The following is a 20,237-nucleotide window of genomic DNA, read 5'->3' as shown; positions in this document are numbered from 1 at the left end:
TATTTTAACACAAAGGAGATATGATGAATAAAAGACTTATTATTTTAACCGCAGCAATGGTATCCGTAGTGTCCTTTTCCTCCATATCCTGCAAGCAGAAGGAAGCTGTTAAAGGCGCTGACAGCGGGCAGATATTGGCAAAGATTAACAATACTGAAATAACTCTTTCTGATTTTAATGAAAGACTTAAGGAGTATCCAACTGTGGCCCATGGAGGTAACCTTGACCTTGAAACTAAGAAAGGTTTTCTTGATAACCTGATTGTCAGAGAATTATTGTATCAGGAGGCCATACATAAAGGTCTGGATAAGGAAAAAGAAACTGCAGATATGCTTGAAGAAATGAAGAAGAGAATACTGGTAGAAAAGTTCTTTAAGAAAGAACTTGAGGAAGACATGAAAATATCGGATGAAGAATTAAAAAAATATTATGATGAACACCCTGAAGAGGCAAAGGCACCGGTTGAGGTCAGGGCAAGCCACATCCTCCTGAAGACCAAAGAGGAGGCAGAAGGCATTCTAAAAAAGCTCAGGGCAGGCGCAAAGTTCGAGGATCTCGCAAAATCCTCTTCTATAGATACAGGCAGTAAGGCAATGGGTGGAGACCTTGGTTACTTCCATTCAGGGGTTATGGTGCCAGAATTTGAGACTGCTGCATTTAAATTAAAAAAAGGTGAAATAAGCGATATTGTTGAAAGCCGTTTTGGTTATCATATAATAAAGATAACTGACAGAAGGACAGGAAAAGAGAAGAGTTTTGCTGATGCAAAGACAGAGTTGGAGCAGAATCTGTTAAAGAAAAAGAAGAAGGAAAAGTTTGATAATCTTGTGGCAGGCCTTAAATCAAAGGCAAGCATCACAATAAAGGAAGATCTTTTAAAATAATCATGAAAATTATTGGACTTTTATTCATTATATTATCACTGCTTATTACCCCTTTTTGTAATGCATCGGCTGATGAAGAAAGGATCATTGCTGTAGTCAACGATGATGTTATTACTTCAGGCGAATTAAGGACAGCAGATACAAAGGTCTTTCCTTCAAAAACCCTGTCATTCTTAATTGAAAAAAAATTACAGCTCCAGACCGCAAAGAAAAAGGGCATATCCGCTAATAGCTCAGAAGTGGATGAGGCGCTGAATGACATAAAAAAGATGAACAAGTTTAACTCAGACGAAGAGATGAAAGATGCCCTGATCAGAGAAGGCATCTCTGTAGAAGATTATAAAAGAGAAATTATGGAGCAGATAATCATTCTGAAGGTTGTAAACAGGGAGGTAAAATCAAAAATCTCGGTCAGCGATAAGGAAATCGAGGCATATTACCAATCTCATATGTCTGATTTCAAACTCCCTGAGAATATAAGGATTGGCTATGTAAATGTTCCATTGAAGGATCCGGACTCAGAGGATGAATTACAGAGGGCTTTAAAAAAGATAAATAACATTCGTGAATATCTTAATAATAACATATCCATCTCTGATCTAAAGAGGAGATATTCTGATTCAAGGGATATTAACTTTGTAAGCGACCTCGGTTTTATAAAAAAGGGTGATTTAATGCCTGAACTTGAAAAGCCTGCATTTAGTCTAAAAGAGGGTGAGGTAAGTGATGTAATCAGAACTTCAGCGGGTTTTTATATTATAAAGTTGATTGAGGTGAAAAAGACGGGTTTTAGATCCATTAATGAGGTTAGAGATAACATAATGGAATCTGTCTTTCAGGAAAAGAGTGAAAGCTCTTATAAGGAATGGTTATATAACCTGAAATCTTCTTCTTATATAAATATATATATTTAAAATATAGTAGTAGTATTAATAGCTGTTAGTTTGTGGATAGATTTATAATTAATTGAATAATAAGGGTAATTCAGTTGATGAAGTTGTTTATAACCGGGGACATTTTTAAGTATTATGACATTGCCTTTATATAAATAGTCTGTTATAGTAAAAAGTCCCTCATTCAGTACCAATAAGTATATTTAAGCTGCATGTTCATATATATTCAACTCTTTGTAATGTAAGTAATTAACAGGGTTATTAACACCTGTTGATAACTATGTTTGTAAATTGTTTGTGGAATGTTTAAATGGATATCTGGGAAATTAGTCTTTCAGAAATTGAAAATGTAATTACAAGACAGAGTTTTGACAACTGGTTCCGCACTACCAGGCTCTACTCACTAAAGGAAAATTTTATGGAGATTGGAGTTCCAAGTGTGTTCCTTGGCAACTGGTTAAGGGATCATTTTATGGATGTTATTAAAAACACTGTAAAAAAGGTTGCCGGAAAGGAAATAGACATTGATTTTGTGGTCTGCGAAGACCTTAAGGATTCAGCAGCAGAGTCATCTCCAGCAACCGGATTAAGAAAGAAGAAGGATGAAAAATTAAATCCAAAGTATACGTTTGATTCTTTTGTAATTGGTCCGAGCAATCAGTTTGCACATGCTGCAACAAGGGCAGTAGCAGAGGCGCCGGGTTCAGGATATAATCCTCTGTTTATTTACAGCGGTGTTGGGCTGGGAAAGACGCATCTTCTTAATGCCATAGGAAACCATATTATGGCAGCTAAACCTTCCTGCAGAATACTGTATGTTTCCTCCGAGCAATTTACCAATGAGGTGATTCAGGCTATTTTAAACAATAAGACCATAGACCTGAGAAATAAGTACAGAAACAACATAGATGTGCTTCTTATGGATGATATTCAGTTTATTGCCGGAAAAGACAGGACCGTTGAAGAGTTCTTTTATACATTTAATGCCCTTTACGAGGCGCGAAAACAGATTGTTATTACAAGCGACCGCTTTCCAAAGGATATTCAACATATAGATGAACGGCTCCGTTCGAGGTTTGAGTGGGGACTGCTGGCGGACATACAGCCTCCGGACATAGAGACAAGGATTGCAATACTTAAAAAGAAGGCAGCCGGTGAATTTCCACACGTTATTTTCCCGGACGATGTTGCAATGTTTCTTGCTGAGAACATAAGGACAAATGTCAGAGAACTGGAGGGGGCCCTGATACGGCTTGGTGCCTTCTCATCGCTGACAGGTCAGGAGCTTTCTCTTGAACTTGCAAAACGTATATTTAAAGATATTATCAGGGAGCGGGAAGAGAAAATAACGGTTGATAAAATACAGAAGGTGATAACAGCCCACTTTAACATAAAGATGGTTGACCTTAAATCAAAGAAGCGGACAAAGACCCTCGTTGTTCCGCGGCAAATTGCCATGTTTTTATGCCGGGAGCTCCTTAAGATGTCTTTTCCTGAGATAGGACGGCTCTTTGGTGGAAAGGACCATTCAACGGTAATTTATGCATGTAACATGATAGAAAAGCTAAAGGCAAATGACCCCAATATGGTTTATCTGATAGATGATTTGATAAAAAAGATCAAAGAGTAAAAGAAAAGGAAGGTGATAATATGAAACTTCAAATTGAAAAAGGTGTTTTATTGCTGGGTTTGCAGAGGGTTCAGGGCATAATTGACAGGAGGAGCACAGTGCCGATACTGTCGAATGTGCTGCTTGATGGAAAGGTATCAGCCTCTGAGTCAAAACATTCTACACTTGATATAGTAGCCACGGACCTTGAAATAGGCATGAGGGGTTCTTATCCTGCACAGATCCATGGAGAGGGGGCAATTGTGGTTTCAGGCAGGAAACTCTATGATATAGTGAGGGAGCTTCCGGATGGAAATATTGATATATCTGTTGAAGACGGGAAGCTTTTAACCATAAGGGCAGGTAAAAGCCTTTTTAAGATTGCCGGGTTCAGTAAAGAAGATTTTCCATCACTTCCGCAATTGACGGAAGACAGGATGATAGAGATTGAATCCAGGGTATTGGGGGATATGATTAGAAAGACCCTCTTTGCCGTTGCAGATGCTGATGCAAGGCATGTGTTAAACGGCGCCCTGCTGGAAGTTGCCGAAGAGGATGAAAATAAGACAACCCTTCGCATGGTAGGGACAGACGGCCACAGGCTTGCTGTTTGTGAAAGACAATTGGAGGGTCAACAGGGGACATCCAGGATGCCTGTCCAGACAACCACTGCAAAGACCCACACGATTATCCCAAAGAAGACATTGCACGAGATGCGCAGATTCCTTGATGTCAACGAAAAGGTAAAAATAGGCCTGGGGGAAAAGGAGCTGTCACTGAAAGGGGAAGACATATTCATAATGTCACGTCTTATTGATGGGAACTATCCGAACTACAGGCAGGTAATACCTAAAGGGGGGGATCAGGTCATCAGAATTAACAGGCAGATGTTTATGCATGTAATAAAGCGTATATCAGTGATGTCCCGTGAAAAGACAAAGGCATTGTTGATAGAGTTTACCCCGGATAAGGCAATATTAAGGGCCAGGGATCCGGAAATCGGAGAGGCGGCAGAGGATATAGAGATCAAGTATGAGGGCAAGGGGCTTACAGTCAGCCTCAACTATCAGTATGTACTTGATGCCCTTGATTCCATGAATGATGAGGATGTAATAATTGAGACACAGACAAGCCTGACCCCCTGCATTATCAGGCAGGAGAAGGATCCCGGCCATACCTGTATAGTTATGCCGATGAGAGTGCAGGATACGGAATAGGCGGCCGGAGCGAGGTAATATGGAAGAGCAATATACAGCGGAAAATATAAAGGTACTGGAAGGACTTGAGGCTGTCAGAAAACGGCCGGCCATGTATATCGGCAATACCGGTATCGAAGGCCTTCATCACCTGGTATATGAGGTTGTTGACAACAGTGTTGATGAGTCAATGGCCGGATATGGCGATAACATTGAGGTTATAATTCATATTGATAACAGTGTTACAGTGATTGATAATGGAAGAGGCATACCGGTTGACATGCATCCCACACAGAACAAGCCTGCTGCTGAGGTTGCGCTGACTGTCCTGCATGCAGGGGGAAAATTTGATAATGCAACATATAAGGTATCCGGCGGCCTGCATGGAGTAGGTGTTTCGGTTGTAAATGCACTGTCAGAGTGGCTTGAGCTGGAAATCAAGAGAGACGGCTCAGTTTATCAGCAGAAGTATGAACGGGGAAATCCCGTTACCACCCTGAACATTGTGGGAAAGACAAAGAAATGCGGCACCAAGATTACCTTTAAACCTGATGCAGAGATTTTTGAAAATACAGAGTACAGCTTTGATACCCTTGCCCACAGATTGAGGGAACTCGCCTTCCTAAACAAAGGGCTTGAAATATCCATTACTGATGAACGCACGCGCAAGTCGGGAATATACAAATATAAGGGCGGGATTGTCCAGTTCGTGGATCATTTAAATGAGAACAAAAATGCCATTCATAACCCTGTATATATAAATGCTGAAAAAAACGGTGTCATACTTGAGGCTGCCATACAGTATAATGACAGTTATTCTGAAAACCTTTTCTCCTTCGCCAACAACATCAATACAAAAGAAGGAGGCACCCATCTTATAGGTTTCAAGGCAGCTCTTACCCGGACCATAAACAACTATGCAACTGCCAATAATATGCTCAAGGGTGAGACTTTACTCGGTGATGATATAAGAGAGGGGTTGACAGCGGTCGTAAGCATTAAACTTCCCAACCCCCAGTTTGAAGGACAGACCAAAACCAAACTTGGCAACAGTGAGGTAAAGGGTTTGGTTGAGGCCGTTGTCAATGATCAGCTTGGGACGTTCTTTGAAGAAAATCCCTCTATAGCACGGAAGATAGTTGATAAGGCGCTGAATGCGGCGCGGGCAAGGGAGGCGGCAAGGAAGGCCAAGGAGCTGATAAGACGAAAAAATGCAATGGACGGCGGCAACCTGCCGGGCAAGCTTGCGGACTGCTCTGAAAAGGACCCTGCCTTCTGTGAATTATTCCTTGTTGAGGGAGACTCGGCCGGAGGCTCTGCCAAGCAGGGGAGGGACAGGCGCAATCAGGCGATATTACCGCTCCGCGGAAAGATATTGAATGTTGAGAAGGCGCGTTTTGACAAGATACTCTCAAGTGAAGAGATAAGGACTATTATAACTGCACTCGGTACAGGCATCGGGACTGAGGACTTTGATCTCTCGAGGGCAAGATACCGCAAGGTAATAATTATGACAGATGCCGACGTGGATGGCGCTCACATACGTACTCTTATTCTGACCTTTTTCTACAGGCAGATGCCTCAGTTAATAGAAAACAAATACATATACATAGCCCAGCCGCCGCTGTTTAAGGTATCGAGACAGAAGTCGGAGCAGTATATCAAGGATGAAGCGGGCCTGAACAGTTTTCTCATAAAAACGGCCTCTGAAGAGATAGAACTTCTGGACAAAGATAAGAACACCTGGATTAAAGGAGAAAGGCTTGAAAAGTTACTGATCAAACTTGTTACCTACAGGAGTCTTATTGATCAGATTTCCAAAAAACAGAATGACCCTGATGTAATGAGCACCCTTACACAGTCAGACATAGACAGGGAATCCTTGAAGGACCGGAATATAGTGGAAGGGATTATTGAAAAGATCAGGGAACGGTTTACATCGCGCCGGCCGGGTGATTCTCTGAATATCGAGATACTTGGTGATGAGGAGCACATATCATATAAGCTCGCTATTGAAATCAGGAAGGCCGGAGTGCATCAAAAGATGATGATTGATGAAGATTTTATCTCATCTCCTGAATTCAGGGAGTTAAAGGCGCTCTCACCGGGGAAGTCCGGACTTGGCACTGCGCCTTACAGGGTGCGCACAGATGAAAAAGAACATACGCTCGACTCATCGTCGTCATTGCTTTCTTTTGTGATGGATCTTAGCAAGAAGGGATTGAATATCCAGAGGTACAAAGGGCTGGGGGAGATGAACCCTGAGCAGTTGTGGGAGACAACGATGAACCCGGAGACAAGGACACTGCTCCAGGTTTCACTGGATGACAGCGTAATGGCTGATGAGATATTTACGATCCTGATGGGTGATCAGGTTGAGCCCCGAAGGAAGTTTATTGAGGATAATGCACGGGAGGTAAAGAACCTCGATGTATAGAATGGGGGCTCACAAAGGCAGATGAGAAATCCCCCTTAGTCCCCCTTTTCCAAAGGGGGAAATTCGTTCCCCCCCTTTAGTAAAGGGGGATAGGGGGAATTGAACGGAGATTTTCGAGTGAACGCATGGAGGGCATGAATTGGCTATAGGTGGCGAAAGAAGGGTGCCGGTAAGTATCGAAGATGAGATGAGGTCTTCGTATCTTGACTATGCCATGAGTGTTATCGTAGGAAGGGCCCTGCCTGATATAAGAGATGGCCTGAAGCCCGTTCACAGGCGTGTCCTGTTTGCCATGCATGAGATGGGCGTTGTATGGAACAGGCCGTATAAGAAGTCGGCGAGGATCGTCGGCGATGTTATTGGTAAATATCACCCGCATGGTGATGTCGCTGTTTACGATACCGCTGTGAGGCTTGCCCAGGACTTCTCGATGAGATACACGCTGATTGACGGACAGGGAAACTTTGGCTCTGTTGACGGAGACCCGCCTGCAGCGATGCGTTATACCGAGATCAGGATGTCCAGGATTACCAGTGAGATGCTGGCTGACATTGACAAGGAGACCGTAGACTTCATCCCGAATTATGACGGCTCAATGGAAGAACCGCTTGTCCTCCCTGCAAAGATACCTAACCTGCTTATAAACGGTGCAGCGGGAATTGCTGTCGGTATGGCCACGAACATCCCACCCCATAATCTTGGCGAGATTGTGGACGGTCTGATTATGTATATTGAAAACCCGGATGTAACTGTGGACCAGCTGACTGGCATCATTAAGGGCCCTGACTTTCCCACTGCAGGTTTTATTCATGGTCTCACCGGGATCCGGGAGGCTTACAGGACTGGCCGGGGAATCGTTCAGATGAGGGCGCGGGCGCTCATAGAGACCAATCAAAGGACAGACAGGGAGAGCATTATTATTACCGAGATCCCCTATCAGGTAAACAAGGCAAAGCTTATAGAAGCGATCGCAGGACTTGTGAGAGATAAGAAAATTGAGGGGATTTCTGAGGTCAGGGATGAATCAGACCGCGATGGGATGCGTATCGTCGTTGAAGTAAAACGAGGGGAGCAGGCTGCGATAATCCTTAATCACTTGTATAAACATACCCAGATGCAGAGCAGTTTCGGCATCATAATGCTGGCCCTTGTTAATAATCAGCCAAGAATCCTGAATCTGAAGGACATGCTCGGTTATTTTATAGAACACCGGCGTGAGGTGGTAGTCCGGAGGAGCCAGTATGAGCTGAAGAAGGCAGAAGAGAGGGCCCACATTTTGGAGGGCCTCAAAATAGCGCTGGCTAACCTTGATGAGATAATAAACCTGATAAAGAGGTCAAGGACTCCTGAGGAGGCAAAGGGTGCACTGATTGCCAGGTTTACCCTTTCAGCCATTCAGGCCCAGGCCATACTCGATATGAGGTTGCAGAGGCTTACAGGCCTTGAACGTGAAAAGCTTGAGGAAGAATACAGACAGCTCATTGAGCTGATTGCATATCTGAATTCCGTACTTTCCAGCGATGCCCTTGTGATGAAGATAATAATGGATGAGTTGACACAAATTAAGGAGGCATACTCAGACTCCCGGAGGACAGAGATAGTCCCTGAGACAAAAGAGATTGATATAGAAGACCTTATCGTTGAAGAAGATATGGTAATAACGATTTCCCACACCGGATACATAAAGAGGAATCCGGTAACGACATACAGGAGCCAGAAACGGGGAGGAAAGGGTAAGATAGGGATGGAGACAAAGGAGGAGGACTTTGTTGAGCACCTCTTTGTTGCGTCCACGCACGACTACCTGCTCTTCTTTACAGACAGCGGTAAGGTTTACAGCATGAAGGTGCACCAGATACCGGAGGCAGGCAGGCTTGCAAAAGGCAAGGCCATAGTAAACCTGCTTCAGCTAAACAAGGATGAACGCGTTACTGCTGTGTTGCCGGTAAAGGTCTTCAGTGAAACAGAATATGTTGTTATGGCAACCATAAAGGGCGTGATTAAAAAGACCCCGCTCAATGTTTACAGCAGCATAAGGGTGGGCGGTATAATCGGCATACTGCTTGATGAAGGTGATAAGTTAGGGTCAGTCCGAATTACGTCAGGCAATCAGGAGATTCTGCTGAGTACGCATAATGGCATGTCAATCCGCTTCAACGAGGAAGATATCAGGACTATAGGGAGGGTCGGAAGGGGTGTCAAGGGGATTGATCTTGATGAAGACGATTTTGTTGTAGGTATGGAGATAGTGCAGGACAATTCTTCCATTCTGACGGTTACTGAACGGGGTTACGGGAAAAGGACAGATCTGTCTGAGTACAGGATGCAGGGGCGCGGCGGCAAGGGGATCCTCACTATAAAAGTCACCCAGAAAAACGGCAAGGCCATTTCAGCCATACAGGTGACTGAAGATGACGAGATAATGATACTTACGTCTGCAGGTATGATAATAAGGATGAAGACGAGGGACATATCCATCATTGGCCGCAATACCCAGGGGGTAAGGCTTATTAATATTGAAGATAATGATAAGGTTGCCGGAGTTGTAAAATTAGCAGAGAGGGAAGATGGAGAGGTCGTTTAAGATACCGCACCTGTTTATTTTTATTGTTGCACTTGTCGTTTCCTCCTGTACCCTGCCTGCCCACAGGTCTCCCTATGCAGCGGGCTATGTGGAGAGGGGTATAGCGTCGTGGTATGGTGAGGATTTTCACGGCAAGCCTACGTCAAGCGGCGAGATATACAATATGTATGACCTCACTGCGGCTCATAAACTCATGCCCCTTGGCACGGTTGCAAAAATCACAAACCTGGAGAATGACCAGTCCGTAGTAGTAAAGATAAATGACAGGGGTCCTTTTGTAGACGGCCGCATCATAGATCTGTCGTACTCGGCTGCCCGGGAAATTGGAATGGCAGAAAAGGGATTATCCCGGGTTGAGATAAAGGTATTGAAATGGGGAGAGAGCCTGACGGATTTTACAGTACAGGTGGGCTCTTTTGAGTTGGAGGAGAATGCCATAAGACTAAAGGAAAAATTGAACCGCAGATATCAGGACGTGTATATAAAAACTTTCGGGACAAAGGATAAACAGTTTTACAGGGTACGTGTCGGTTCTACTAAGGATATCAAGCGGGCGGAATATCTGGCAGAGAAACTGTCAGAGGAAGGTTTTTCATACTTTATCACGAGGAAAGACTGAGGGGGATTGGGACATCATGATCAAGTTTACAGTAAAAGAAGGTTCGCTTTTAAGAGAACGTGTGGATGCGATACTTATTGGTATTTATGAAGATACTGGAGAAATGAGCCCGTTTGCTGAAGAGGTAAACAGGCTTCTCGGAGGGACCGTTGACAGGGTATTAAGCCGCAAATCGTTTACAGGCAAGATTGAGCAGACAGAGGTTCTTGAAACGAGGGAGATGGCGCCGGCCGGATATTTTATTTTGTGCGGGTTGGGGAAGGTTGAAAAGGCAGGGATTGAACAGATACGGCAGGCTGCAGGCCGGGGGGTTCTGCGTGCCAGGGAAATGGGATTAAAGAAAGTTGGAGTTTCAGCAGTTTCGTTTATTAAAACAACGCAGGGCGTGACAGCAGAGGACGTTGCGACGGCTGTGTCTGAGGCAGCTAACCTGGCGCTTTACAGGTTTACCAAATACAAGGTCAGGGAAAACGGCAATACAAAAAATATAGAAGAGATGCGTTTTGTTGAGAAAGACAGAAAGACCGTTACTGCTGTTAAAAAGGGTGTTGAAAAGGGGCGGATAATCTCGGATTCAGTTAATCTGGCCCGCGACCTCATCAACTATCCTGCCAATGATATGACCCCCGGCATACTTGCTGAATCTGCAAAGAAAATGGCGAGGTCTGCAAAAATTAAGTGTACGGTTTTGTCCAGGCCACAGATAGAGAAGCTTGGTATGGGTGCATATCTTGGGGTATCACAGGGTAGTGCAGAGCCGCCTAAGTTTATAATTCTGGAGTATAACGGGGGTAAAAAGGGAGAAAAGCCTGTTGTAATTGTCGGCAAGTCCATCACATTTGACAGTGGAGGGATCTCTATTAAGCCGAGCGAAGGGATGGGCAAAATGAAATATGATATGTCCGGCGGGGCTGCGACAATAGGAGTTCTAAGGGCGGCATCCATGCTAAGACTCCCTCTCAATATAGTGGGATTGCTTCCTGCAACTGAAAATATGCCGAGCGGAACCGCAATCCGGCCGGGTGATATCCTCAGATCCATGAGCGGGAGGACCATAGAGATTATCAGTACGGATGCAGAGGGAAGGCTTGCATTGAGCGATGCCCTCTTCTATGCAACGAGATATAAGCCAAGATGGATAATTGATATAGCGACGCTTACCGGAGCCTGTGCAGTTGCATTGGGGAGTCATGCAATAGGAATGCTGGGTAATGACAAGGCGTTAAAGGATCGTGTAACTGCAGCCGGGGAGAAGGTTTGGGAAAGGGTCTGGGAGATGCCTTTGTGGGATGAGTATGCAGAGCAGATAAAGACACCTGTAGCAGACATGAAAAACTCAGGAGGAAGGGAAGGAGGAGTTATAACGGCCGCTATCTTCCTCAGTAAATTTGTTGAAAACTATCCATGGGTGCACCTTGATATTGCAAGCACGGAATGGGGTGACAAAGATAAGGCATATGTGCCTGCTGGCCCTACGGCAGTTGGCACGAGACTGATTCTGCAGTTATTGATGGATGCTTAAAGAATAGTGCCCCGCCGAAGCGGGGCACTTGATTCTACGGATTTACACTTTAGTGACGTTCTTGGCCTGGGCACCCTTAGGACCGGACGTAACTTCAAACTCTACTTCCTGACCTTCGCTCAAGCTCTTGAAGCCTTCTTCAGTTATGGCTGAGAAATGTACAAAGACATCTTCGCCATTTTCTTGTTCAATGAAACCGTAGCCTTTTTTGTCATTGAACCATTTTACACGACCTCTTGGCATTGCTTCTGACCTCCTTTTCTACAGAAATAAAAAAAACCGCAGAGGCCACTACAAACCCCTGCGGTTACCGATGGCCGATCTACTATTTCATCAAGACTGCAAAATCTGATGCATAAAAACGTTAACAATCTAACATAATAAATTATTATCGTCAAGAGAAAAAAATCCTTAAGCCCCGGACTCTCCCAAATATGCCTCGCGCACCTTTTTGTCTGATATCAGAGACTTTGCGTCATCGGAAAGGATAACTGCTCCTGTTTCCATCACGTATCCCCTGTTGGCGAGCATGAGGGCTGCTCTTGCATTTTGCTCTACAAGCAGGATGGTTACTCCCTCCCTGTTGATTTTACGGATTATATCAAAGATCCTGGATACAACCATTGGCGCTAATCCCAGCGAAGGCTCGTCAAGAAGCAGGAGAACAGGTTTTGACATAAGCGCCCGGCCGATTGCAAGCATCTGCTGCTCACCGCCGCTCAGCGTCCCGCCATACTGACTTCTCCGTTCCGATAGAATCGGGAAGTGACTGTAAATCATGTCAATCCTCTCTTTCAACTCCTTTTTTTCCCGGCACAAAAAACCCCCCATCTCCAGATTCTCGCGTACTGTAAAGCGAGGCAGTATCCTCCTCCCTTCTGGGACCTGGGAGATACCGAGCCCTACGATCTTATGCGGCGGGAGGTTTGAAATATCCTGGTTATTGAAGGTGATATTTCCTTTAAGAACCCTGTTTATTCCTGAAATGGACATTAGTGTGGTGGTCTTGCCTGCGCCGTTGGCGCCTATAATAGTAACTATCTCCCCTTTCTTTACTTCCAGAGAGATGCCCTTTAGTACCTCTATGGCTTCATATGAGGCGTGCACGTTTTCAAGGCGGAGCATTAGTTTATGTTTTCCTCTTTTCCAAGATAAGCCTCAATTACAGCCGGATTCCTTTGTATCTCTGCAGGCAGGCCTTCAGCAATCTTTACTCCGTAATCGAGCACAGCAACACGGTCGGAGATACCCATAACTACCGTCATATCGTGCTCGATAAGGAGTATGGTAATTCCCCTGTCGCGTATCTGTCTGATGATATCCATGAGTTTTCCTGACTCACTCGGGTTCAGTCCTGCCGCAGGCTCGTCAAGAAGCAGGAGTGATGGTTCACTGCCGAGCGCCCTCGCAATCTCAAGCCTCCTCCTGTCGCCGTAAGAGAGATCCCTTGCCCAGCTCTCCATCAGGCCTCCAATGCCTACGAATTCGAGCAGTTTCATTGCCTTTGATGACAGCCGGCGCTCTTCCTCAATCGTGTTTCTGGTACGGAATATGGCCCCTGCCAAACTACCCTTTGTCCTGCAGAATCCTCCTACCATGACATTCTCAAGGGCTGTCATCTCGGCAAACAGGCGCAGGTTTTGAAAAGTCCTTGCAATACCGTGCCTGGTAATTTCGTGGGGCTTCAGGTTATTGATCTTTTTACCTTTAAATATAATTTCGCCCTTGTCCGGTGATACCAGGCCGGTGATACAATTGAAAAACGTTGTTTTGCCTGCACCATTAGGTCCGATAAGGCTTATGATCTCGCCGGGGAATATATCAAGCACTGCCCCGTCCAATGCCTTAAGACCACCAAAGTATTTTGATACGTCTTTTGCCTCCAGGAGTGGTTCCATATAAACGTATTGTAGTAAAATTCAGGAAAAGGGGACAGATTTATTTTTTGTTGCGCGAAACCGTCCGCTTGACAGCATAGCCTCATCCTGCTACGGTAACTTCTGATTATGAGAATATTAATTATTGAGGATGAAAAAAAGGTTTCCAATTTTCTGTGCCAGGCCATTGAAGAAGAACAGCATGCAGCGGACCAGGCATTTAATGGCGAGGACGGACTGTTGTTCGCTGAGACCCATGACTATGACCTGATTATACTGGACCTGATGCTCCCCAAAATGGACGGGCTGAATATCATCAGGAAGCTCAGGAAAACGGGGTGTAAAACACCGATCCTTGTGCTTACGGCAAGGGATGCCGTCAAAGATAAGGTCATGGCCCTTGATTTGGGGGGTGATGACTATCTGACCAAACCCTTCTCCGTTGAAGAATTTTTAGCCAGGATTAGGGCGCTCCTTCGCCGGCGGTCACCGGAACAGGCTGGAGCCATGAGGATCGATGACCTGAAGTTAAATCCAGTGATGCGGGAGGTTTACCGCGGAAGCAGAAGGATAGATCTGACCAACAAGGAGTATGCACTGCTCGAGTACTTCATGCGAAATCCAAACAGGGTACTCACCCGCAGCATGATATCCGAACATGTCTGGAACATTGATTTTGATACAGAGACGAATGTCATTGATGTGTACATTACCTACCTGCGTAATAAGATTGACAAGGGAGAGCCGCATAAGCTGATTCAGACCATCCGTGGTGTCGGTTATATGTTGCGGGAGGGAAATAATGGCCATACGGACCAGGCTGGCCATATGGTTTAGTATCTTAGTCATTGTAGTCCTGAGCTTCCTGGCCGGAATTCGTTACACCGGATATAAAAGTATACTGGAGAGTCAGAAAGACTACTCACTGAAGGTAGTTGCCGATATCCTTGATTCCTCAATACCGGGGAAGGTTCCTACAAAAGATGATGTCAAGACAGCTGTTGCAAGGATGGTACGGGAGTATCCGGATATTGAATTAAAGGGGATTATTGTGGAGGTATATGATCCCTCCAGAGAGATCATCTTCAGCTCATCTGTATCTGAGGAGGAGAGATTTCCGGTAACAGAAGAGATGTGGGGGAAGATATTCCACAATGAAAAAAGTCTGACTACGCTCTCTGTAATGGATGGCCTCACCTCTATGCGCATATTGACCAAGCCTGTGTTCCATGGGAACAGGCTGGTCTATATTATTCAGGTCGGGAGCTCCATCCATGATATTCAAACCACCCTGGAAAATTTATTGTTCCTGAATCTCTTATTTATTCCGGCTACTACAGTGCTCATTGGCGGAGGGGGGTGGTTCCTTACAAAGCGGGCCCTGAAACCACTGGATGCTGTGATCAGGGCATCTCATCGTATAAGTTCAGGCGACCTGCAGCACAGAATAGAGGTGTCAGAGGGGACCAGCCAGGAGATAAGAGACCTGACGGCTGCGTTTAACGATATGATTACAAGGCTTGAGAAATCTTTCCGGCAGATCGCGGAGTTCAGCGATAATGTCTCTCATGAGCTCAGGATTCCGCTTTCCATTCTACGGGGACAGACGGAGCTGGGCCTGAAGAGATTGCGAAGCAGTGAGGAGTACCAAAAGACCCTCGAAAGCAATCTCGAAGAGATCCTCCGTATGGAAAAGATCGTGGAAAGGCTTTTATTCCTTTCCAGGGCCGACCGGGGGGAGATTACGCTCAATACGGTTGAGCTTGATTTGGCGGAACTGCTGGGATACGTTTATAAACAATTCCGGACTCCTGCCCTGGAGAAAAAAATTCATATGACATTGGATACACAGGGCGCTCTCCTGATCAGGGGAGACGAACTCCTCCTTGGAGAACTATTGCTCAACCTCGTCCAGAATGCCGTTATATATACTCCGGAAGGAGGAGATGTCGTACTCTCGCTCTGCAGAAAAGATGGCGGGGTATTGGTCTCTGTGGCGGATACCGGTTGTGGCATTCCGGAAGAGGATATTCCGCATATATTCGAACGGTTTTACCAGGCGGATAAATCCCGCTCAAACCAGGGACATGGACTTGGATTAAGCCTCTGCAAATGGATCGTTGAAGCTCACCACGGTGCCATATCCGTAGAAAGTACTGTTGGCAAGGGGAGTACGTTTACCGTATCCCTTCCGGTTTGGGATTAGAAAAAATTAATTTATTATTAATATCCATTTAATCTTTTTAGTATAAAGTTGTCAGATTGTAAAGGCCGGGGCTCAGGCATCCGGCTTCAACGAGTACAAAAAAACAGAAAGGGGGTGATTCATATATGAAACGCATATTACAAGGTATGGTTATGGCAGTTGCAGTCCTCTCCTTTGTCAGCCTTGGTTTTGCAGCAGAGGTTAAGGGTAAGCTGGAAAAGATTGATGATAAGGGCTCATTCTACTTCATAAAAGACGCCAAAGGCAAGGAGCACAAGGTCCATTTTGATGCTACCACAAAAAAGGCCGGCGATGTAAAGGTTGGAGCTATGGTCGAGGTGGATGCTGACAAGGGACATGCCAAATCCATCAAGGCAGAAGAGAAGAAAGAAGAAAAGAAGGAAGAAAAGAAGTAGTTTCTCATGCCATGAAATGTTCTCTCACTCATTCCTCTGCCCTCACGGAAAAGGGATGGGTGAGAGTCTCCTTTACGAGCCGAAGCCTCTTCCCTTCATCAACCAGACCCTCGAATGAAATGATATTGCCCCGCTTAAGAGTTGAAAATTGTTCATTCAAATTGCTTTTATCCCTGTCCAGTCTTACTGCAAGCCGTCTGCCGCCTGCATTGCACAGGTAAAACTCGATCTTTCCTTTTGAAACGAGCGGTTCGCTGACTACCCTGAAGGTGTTGTCTCTGACGATGTCTCTGATGGAGAGGGCGTCCCTTCTGATAACCAGATAGGAAAACTTCAGGGAGTCTTTTCTCAAGCCGGTCAATTTGTCTATTTCCCGGATAGCCGCCGGTGGATCCCACGGTATATCTTCATGACACCAGTCTTTGGGATTGGTGAGGGCCGGGCACGGATTATTCATGAGACACGGTGAGTAGATATGAAGCCCGCCTTTCAACAAGCCGTCTCTGACCTCAAGCAGTTCCCGTGATGTCTCACGGAGGGCCGGTTCTATAATGATAAGGCTTCCGTCAGTGGCAAGGCGCCCGCTTATCACGGACTTCACCAGGTTCAACCGGTAATCCGGATTCAAATCCCCCCTTCCCCCCTTTTCTAAAGGGGAGGGTCTTATTTCCCCCTTTGAAAAAGGGGGAGTAAGGGGGATTTTTTCAAGTCCGGCTGCCGGATGACCCGCCTCGCTCAGGACATTAGACATAATAATAATATCAAACGGTCCTTGCGGAAGAGATTTAGTTCTCTCGATTACTGATTTGGCAGTTATTAGCGAGGCATCTGCGCTGGCATCTTCTTTGAAAGACCGGAAGAGCCGCAACGCTTCCATCAGGTTTTCTTCAACAGGGTCAACTGCGGTAAACTCAAGGAAAGGTTTATCGGAAGATCCGGAAAAGAAGTCCATGATGCCAAGGATTGCTGTTCCAGGACCGGAGCCAAGATCAAGGATACGAAGCCTGTCTTTCCTGAGAACCCCTGCCGGATGACGGGATAGTTCCCTTAGGGGGAGGTGCACCTTATACATATTCGCAGGTAGATAATAAGCGATATATGCCTCCCGCAGCTCATTGTCCTTTAGATATGAGTGAGGGAGGTCTGCCCGGTCCCGTGTCAGCAGATTCGATAGCCGCGCAACATTTGCGGCAATTTTCCTTGTTTCTTTACAATCCTGCACGATTCTTTACTAAGGGATAGTTAAGGGTAAACAACCTGGTGATGCCGGAGTGGTGTTTTTTTTCCGCCATCGTCAGGGCTGTCTGGCCATCTATTGTTCTTATAGTTGTATCAGCGCCATTTGCCAAAAGGATTAGCACGACGTCTGAGTAACCCTGCTCCGAGGCTACTATCAGGGCTGTTAAACCTTCCGAGGTTTTTGCATTTACATGAGCGTTCCTGGCCAGCAGCGTGCTCACCATGTCTTTGCTGCCGAAGCCTGCAGCAAATATCAAAGGGGTAATTCCTTCTTTAGTAGCTGCATTTACATCCGCTCCCTTATCCAGCAGGGATTTTGCAATTTTGACCTCGCCCTTCATTGCCGCAGCAATAAGCGGGGTCATGCCGGCCTTTGTTGAGGCATTCACATTTGCACCTCTGGACAGGAGGATTTGTACAATTTCATTTCTGCCGTACCTTGCAGCAATCATGAGCGGAGTATCGCCTTCGCTTGTACCAGCATCAATTTTGTCGCCCTCATCCAGTAAAATCTGGACAATTTCCGGGTATCCGTATCTGATCGCTGCAATTAGCGGAGTATCGCCTTCATGTGCAGAAACATTTATTCTTGCACCCTTCTCGAGCAGGTATTGCACCACATTAGTATGCCCCTGCCTTACAGCGATCATCAGGGCTGTTTCGCCCTGAGCAGTGACATCATCAATCCTGGCACCCTTGTTCAACAATATCCTGACGACATCCGGATGTCCCTGCTCTGATGCAATCATCAGCGCCGTTGTTCCGGATTCAGTCATGGTATTGGCATTTGCGTCTCTTGACAAAAGGGACTGAACAACTTCGCTGTGACCGAGGCCCGCTGCAAGCATAAGTACATCATTGCTGACATCACTATCTACCCCTCTGTCCAGAAGGGTTTCCACAATGTTACTTTGATTATTGATTGCGGCAGTTTCCAGCAATGACATGCCAAACTTACCCCTAACCGGGCTGGCGCCATTATCAAGCAAAACCCTTACGATGTCATTATATCCTCTCTCTGTTGCATATACCAGGGCTGTTTTTCCTTCGGAGTCTTTGATATTCGGATCCGCGCCCTTATCAATAAGGATTTTTACAATATCGTAGTGACCCTCTTTGACTGCAAGTAAAAGGGCGGTCTGTCCAGAGCTGTCACTGTTGTTTGCCAAAGCTCCGTTAGCCAGTAAAATCTTTGCAATCCTTGTGTGCCCCATCCTTGCTGCATACATGAGGGGGGTCCAGCCATACCTGTCACTGGCATTGACATCAGCCCCGCCGGACAGAAGGGCCTGAACGATGCCGGTATGCCCCTTCATAGTTGCAACCATCAGTGCTGCAATCTTTTCGTCCTCGTTTGAAGTTCGTTCCAGCAAGGACTTTACAATAGCCGTATGCCCATGTATGGAGGCTGTTACCAGGGGGGTCAGGCCATCCTTATTCACCGCCCCTGCGTCGGCACCCCGGTCGAGAAGGGCTTTAACAATAACTTCGTTTCCATTTCCTGCAGCGAGTATTAATGCAGTTGTATTATCCTGGTATCTGGCATCGGGATTTATGCCGGCGTCCAGAAATAGCTTAACTGAAGATGCATCATTATTCCTGATGGTGGACAGAAAGGCAGATTCACTCAGATAACTTTGTATTCCCCGTTCTCGTAACTGGATGCTCGATTCTACCGGATTATACCCGTAGACCCTGAGGGGGGCCAATATAGTGACCAAAAACAAGAAACGGATTAATTTGTGGTAAATATTCTTCTTCATTACTGTTGCCTCCTTCTGTAAACAAGTTAGTTAGTTTCTCATAAGGCACCTCCGTTTTGGGGATAGTTATCAATAATGGTTCAGATTTGGGATAATATTCCCAAATTAATGGTTTGTCAAGTACTTTTCTTGACACGCATTCTTCAATAAAGTTAAACTATCCAAACATGGTGAACATCTTTTTTTTTAAGGCTGCCCTTGGGGCCTATTTCCTTGGAATGGCTTCGTTTCTCTACTTTCTTGTCAGCAGGAAGGAAAGACCGCCGAGGTTGTCCTTTGGACTGACGGGCCTTGGTTTTCTGATTCATACGGCCGCACTTATAGTGCGTACTGCTGAGGCATCGTATATACCCATAACAAGCCTCCATGAGGCCATGTCCTTTTTCTCATGGGCGCTTGTCCTTGCCTTTCTCCTCATAGAGTATAAGTACAGGATCTATATTTTGGGTTCATTCGTGTTGCCTGTCACCTTTATTTCCCTTATATCTTCTGCCACGCTTCCCATGGAGATAAAGATGCTTGATCCCCAGTTGCAGAGTGCATGGCTTGGTGTTCATACCATCCTCGCCATAATGGGGTCAGCGGCCTTTTCTATGGCATTTCTTGCAGGTATAATGTATCTGCTGCAGGAGTGGTTTCTGAAATCCAAGAGGTTTAACAAGCTCTATTTTAAACTACCGGCCCTTGACATGCTGGACAATCTCAATTATCGCGCCATATCCTTTGGTTTTCCTCTCCTGACCCTTGGCATAATTACAGGCTCAATCTGGGCCGAGTTTGCCTGGGGTACCTACTGGAACTGGGACCCTAAACAGACGTGGTCTTTGATAGTATGGCTTTTCTATGCTGCGATGCTTCATGGAAGGATAACAGTGGGATGGCGTGGCAGGAAGGCAGCCTGGCTGGCAATTATAGGGTTTGCCGGCGTGATCTTTACCTTTGTGGGAGTCAATATGCTCCTGCATGGAAAGCACGCCTTCATGTAAAGGTGT

The 20,237-nt window shown here is 45.6% G+C and carries 17 protein-coding genes; 12 read left to right on the top strand and 5 right to left on the bottom strand.

Translation table 11 applies throughout. The features are described from left to right. The first annotated feature begins 23 nt into the window (after positions 1-23). The 8 genes from IT393_12130 (at position 24) to IT393_12095 (ending at position 11,744) form a co-directional block, all read left to right on the top strand. A complete protein-coding gene (locus IT393_12130) occupies positions 24-884 on the top strand; it encodes a peptidylprolyl isomerase (GenBank protein MCC7203393.1) in 861 nt (286 codons plus the stop codon). Between the two features lie 2 nt (positions 885-886). Next, positions 887-1,798 (top strand): peptidyl-prolyl cis-trans isomerase, encoded by a 912-nt coding sequence (locus tag IT393_12125; GenBank protein MCC7203392.1) that lies wholly within the window; start codon positions 887-889, stop codon positions 1,796-1,798. A 289-nt stretch (positions 1,799-2,087) separates the two neighbouring features. Further along, positions 2,088-3,407: a chromosomal replication initiator protein DnaA gene (gene dnaA / locus IT393_12120; protein ID MCC7203391.1), complete on the top strand. Its 1,320-nt coding sequence runs from the start codon at positions 2,088-2,090 to the stop codon at positions 3,405-3,407. Positions 3,408-3,427: 20 nt separating this feature from the next. Beyond that, the gene (gene dnaN, locus IT393_12115) at positions 3,428-4,603 is read left to right on the top strand and encodes a DNA polymerase III subunit beta (GenBank protein MCC7203390.1); all 1,176 of its coding nucleotides are present in this window, start codon (positions 3,428-3,430) and stop codon (positions 4,601-4,603) included. Between the two features lie 19 nt (positions 4,604-4,622). Continuing rightward, positions 4,623-7,019, top strand: a complete 2,397-nt coding sequence (gyrB, locus tag IT393_12110; GenBank protein MCC7203389.1) for a DNA topoisomerase (ATP-hydrolyzing) subunit B — start codon at positions 4,623-4,625, stop codon at positions 7,017-7,019. 139 nt (positions 7,020-7,158) lie between these two features. Further along, on the top strand, positions 7,159-9,603 hold the full coding sequence (gene gyrA / locus IT393_12105; protein ID MCC7203388.1) for a DNA gyrase subunit A: 2,445 nt from the start codon (positions 7,159-7,161) through the stop codon (positions 9,601-9,603). Further along, positions 9,587-10,222 carry a septal ring lytic transglycosylase RlpA family protein gene (locus IT393_12100; GenBank protein MCC7203387.1) on the top strand — a complete coding sequence of 212 codons (636 nt, stop codon included), beginning with the start codon at positions 9,587-9,589 and terminating at the stop codon, positions 10,220-10,222. The genes gyrA and IT393_12100 overlap by 17 nt, the downstream gene beginning before the upstream one ends. A 19-nt stretch (positions 10,223-10,241) precedes the next feature. Then, positions 10,242-11,744 (top strand): leucyl aminopeptidase, encoded by a 1,503-nt coding sequence (locus tag IT393_12095; protein MCC7203386.1) that lies wholly within the window; start codon positions 10,242-10,244, stop codon positions 11,742-11,744. A gap of 42 nt (positions 11,745-11,786) precedes the next feature. On the opposite strand, the gene IT393_12090 is transcribed toward IT393_12095, so the two are convergent. From IT393_12090 to IT393_12080, 3 genes are all read right to left on the bottom strand, one after another. Beyond that, positions 11,787-11,987, bottom strand: coding sequence for a cold-shock protein (locus tag IT393_12090; protein MCC7203385.1), 201 nt, complete (start codon positions 11,985-11,987; stop codon positions 11,787-11,789). Positions 11,988-12,155: 168 nt separating this feature from the next. Beyond that, positions 12,156-12,869, bottom strand: coding sequence for an ABC transporter ATP-binding protein (locus IT393_12085; protein ID MCC7203384.1), 714 nt, complete (start codon positions 12,867-12,869; stop codon positions 12,156-12,158). Beyond that, on the bottom strand, positions 12,869-13,642 hold the full coding sequence (locus IT393_12080; protein ID MCC7203383.1) for an ABC transporter ATP-binding protein: 774 nt from the start codon (positions 13,640-13,642) through the stop codon (positions 12,869-12,871). The genes IT393_12085 and IT393_12080 overlap by 1 nt, the downstream gene beginning before the upstream one ends. A 108-nt stretch (positions 13,643-13,750) precedes the next feature. Between IT393_12080 and IT393_12075 the strand changes: the two genes are divergently transcribed. The 3 genes from IT393_12075 to IT393_12065 all read left to right on the top strand — a co-directional run bounded on the left by IT393_12075 (position 13,751) and on the right by IT393_12065 (position 16,243). Continuing rightward, positions 13,751-14,458: a response regulator transcription factor gene (locus IT393_12075; GenBank protein ID MCC7203382.1), complete on the top strand. Its 708-nt coding sequence runs from the start codon at positions 13,751-13,753 to the stop codon at positions 14,456-14,458. Then, positions 14,424-15,827, top strand: a complete 1,404-nt coding sequence (locus IT393_12070) for a heavy metal sensor histidine kinase (GenBank protein MCC7203381.1) — start codon at positions 14,424-14,426, stop codon at positions 15,825-15,827. Before IT393_12075 ends, IT393_12070 begins: the two co-directional genes overlap by 35 nt. A gap of 125 nt (positions 15,828-15,952) precedes the next feature. Next, complete coding sequence (locus tag IT393_12065; GenBank protein ID MCC7203380.1) at positions 15,953-16,243, top strand: hypothetical protein; 291 nt, start codon at positions 15,953-15,955, stop codon at positions 16,241-16,243. Positions 16,244-16,271: 28 nt separating this feature from the next. Here IT393_12065 and IT393_12060 read toward each other — a convergent pair whose 3' ends face one another. Then, on the bottom strand, positions 16,272-17,465 hold the full coding sequence (locus IT393_12060; protein ID MCC7203379.1) for a hypothetical protein: 1,194 nt from the start codon (positions 17,463-17,465) through the stop codon (positions 16,272-16,274). Next, on the bottom strand, positions 17,452-19,245 hold the full coding sequence (locus tag IT393_12055) for an ankyrin repeat domain-containing protein (protein ID MCC7203378.1): 1,794 nt from the start codon (positions 19,243-19,245) through the stop codon (positions 17,452-17,454). Before IT393_12055 ends, IT393_12060 begins: the two co-directional genes overlap by 14 nt. Positions 19,246-19,412: 167 nt before the next feature. Here IT393_12055 and ccsB point away from each other — a divergent pair, with 167 nt between their 5' ends. Beyond that, complete coding sequence (gene ccsB / locus IT393_12050; GenBank protein ID MCC7203377.1) at positions 19,413-20,231, top strand: c-type cytochrome biogenesis protein CcsB; 819 nt, start codon at positions 19,413-19,415, stop codon at positions 20,229-20,231. Positions 20,232-20,237: the final 6 nt, after the last annotated feature.

The organism is Nitrospirota bacterium, assembly GCA_020851375.1.
In the GTDB taxonomy this organism is placed as follows: Bacteria; Nitrospirota; 9FT-COMBO-42-15; order HDB-SIOI813; family HDB-SIOI813; genus RBG-16-43-11.
Note: the sequence above shows the minus strand (reverse complement) of the source record. Positions and strands in the feature narration are given on the sequence as shown.

Coding starts and splice junctions, on each gene's coding strand:
- IT393_12130 (MCC7203393.1), top strand. CDS start 24: ATGAATAAAAGACTTATTATTTTAACCGCAGCAATGGTATCCGTAGTG.
- IT393_12125 (MCC7203392.1), top strand. CDS start 887: ATGAAAATTATTGGACTTTTATTCATTATATTATCACTGCTTATTACC.
- dnaA (MCC7203391.1), top strand. CDS start 2,088: ATGGATATCTGGGAAATTAGTCTTTCAGAAATTGAAAATGTAATTACA.
- dnaN (MCC7203390.1), top strand. CDS start 3,428: ATGAAACTTCAAATTGAAAAAGGTGTTTTATTGCTGGGTTTGCAGAGG.
- gyrB (MCC7203389.1), top strand. CDS start 4,623: ATGGAAGAGCAATATACAGCGGAAAATATAAAGGTACTGGAAGGACTT.
- IT393_12100 (MCC7203387.1), top strand. CDS start 9,587: ATGGAGAGGTCGTTTAAGATACCGCACCTGTTTATTTTTATTGTTGCA.
- IT393_12090 (MCC7203385.1), bottom strand. CDS start 11,987: ATGCCAAGAGGTCGTGTAAAATGGTTCAATGACAAAAAAGGCTACGGT.
- IT393_12085 (MCC7203384.1), bottom strand. CDS start 12,869: ATGCTCCGCCTTGAAAACGTGCACGCCTCATATGAAGCCATAGAGGTA.
- IT393_12080 (MCC7203383.1), bottom strand. CDS start 13,642: ATGGAACCACTCCTGGAGGCAAAAGACGTATCAAAATACTTTGGTGGT.
- IT393_12075 (MCC7203382.1), top strand. CDS start 13,751: ATGAGAATATTAATTATTGAGGATGAAAAAAAGGTTTCCAATTTTCTG.
- IT393_12070 (MCC7203381.1), top strand. CDS start 14,424: ATGGCCATACGGACCAGGCTGGCCATATGGTTTAGTATCTTAGTCATT.
- IT393_12065 (MCC7203380.1), top strand. CDS start 15,953: ATGAAACGCATATTACAAGGTATGGTTATGGCAGTTGCAGTCCTCTCC.
- IT393_12055 (MCC7203378.1), bottom strand. CDS start 19,245: ATGAAGAAGAATATTTACCACAAATTAATCCGTTTCTTGTTTTTGGTC.
- ccsB (MCC7203377.1), top strand. CDS start 19,413: ATGGTGAACATCTTTTTTTTTAAGGCTGCCCTTGGGGCCTATTTCCTT.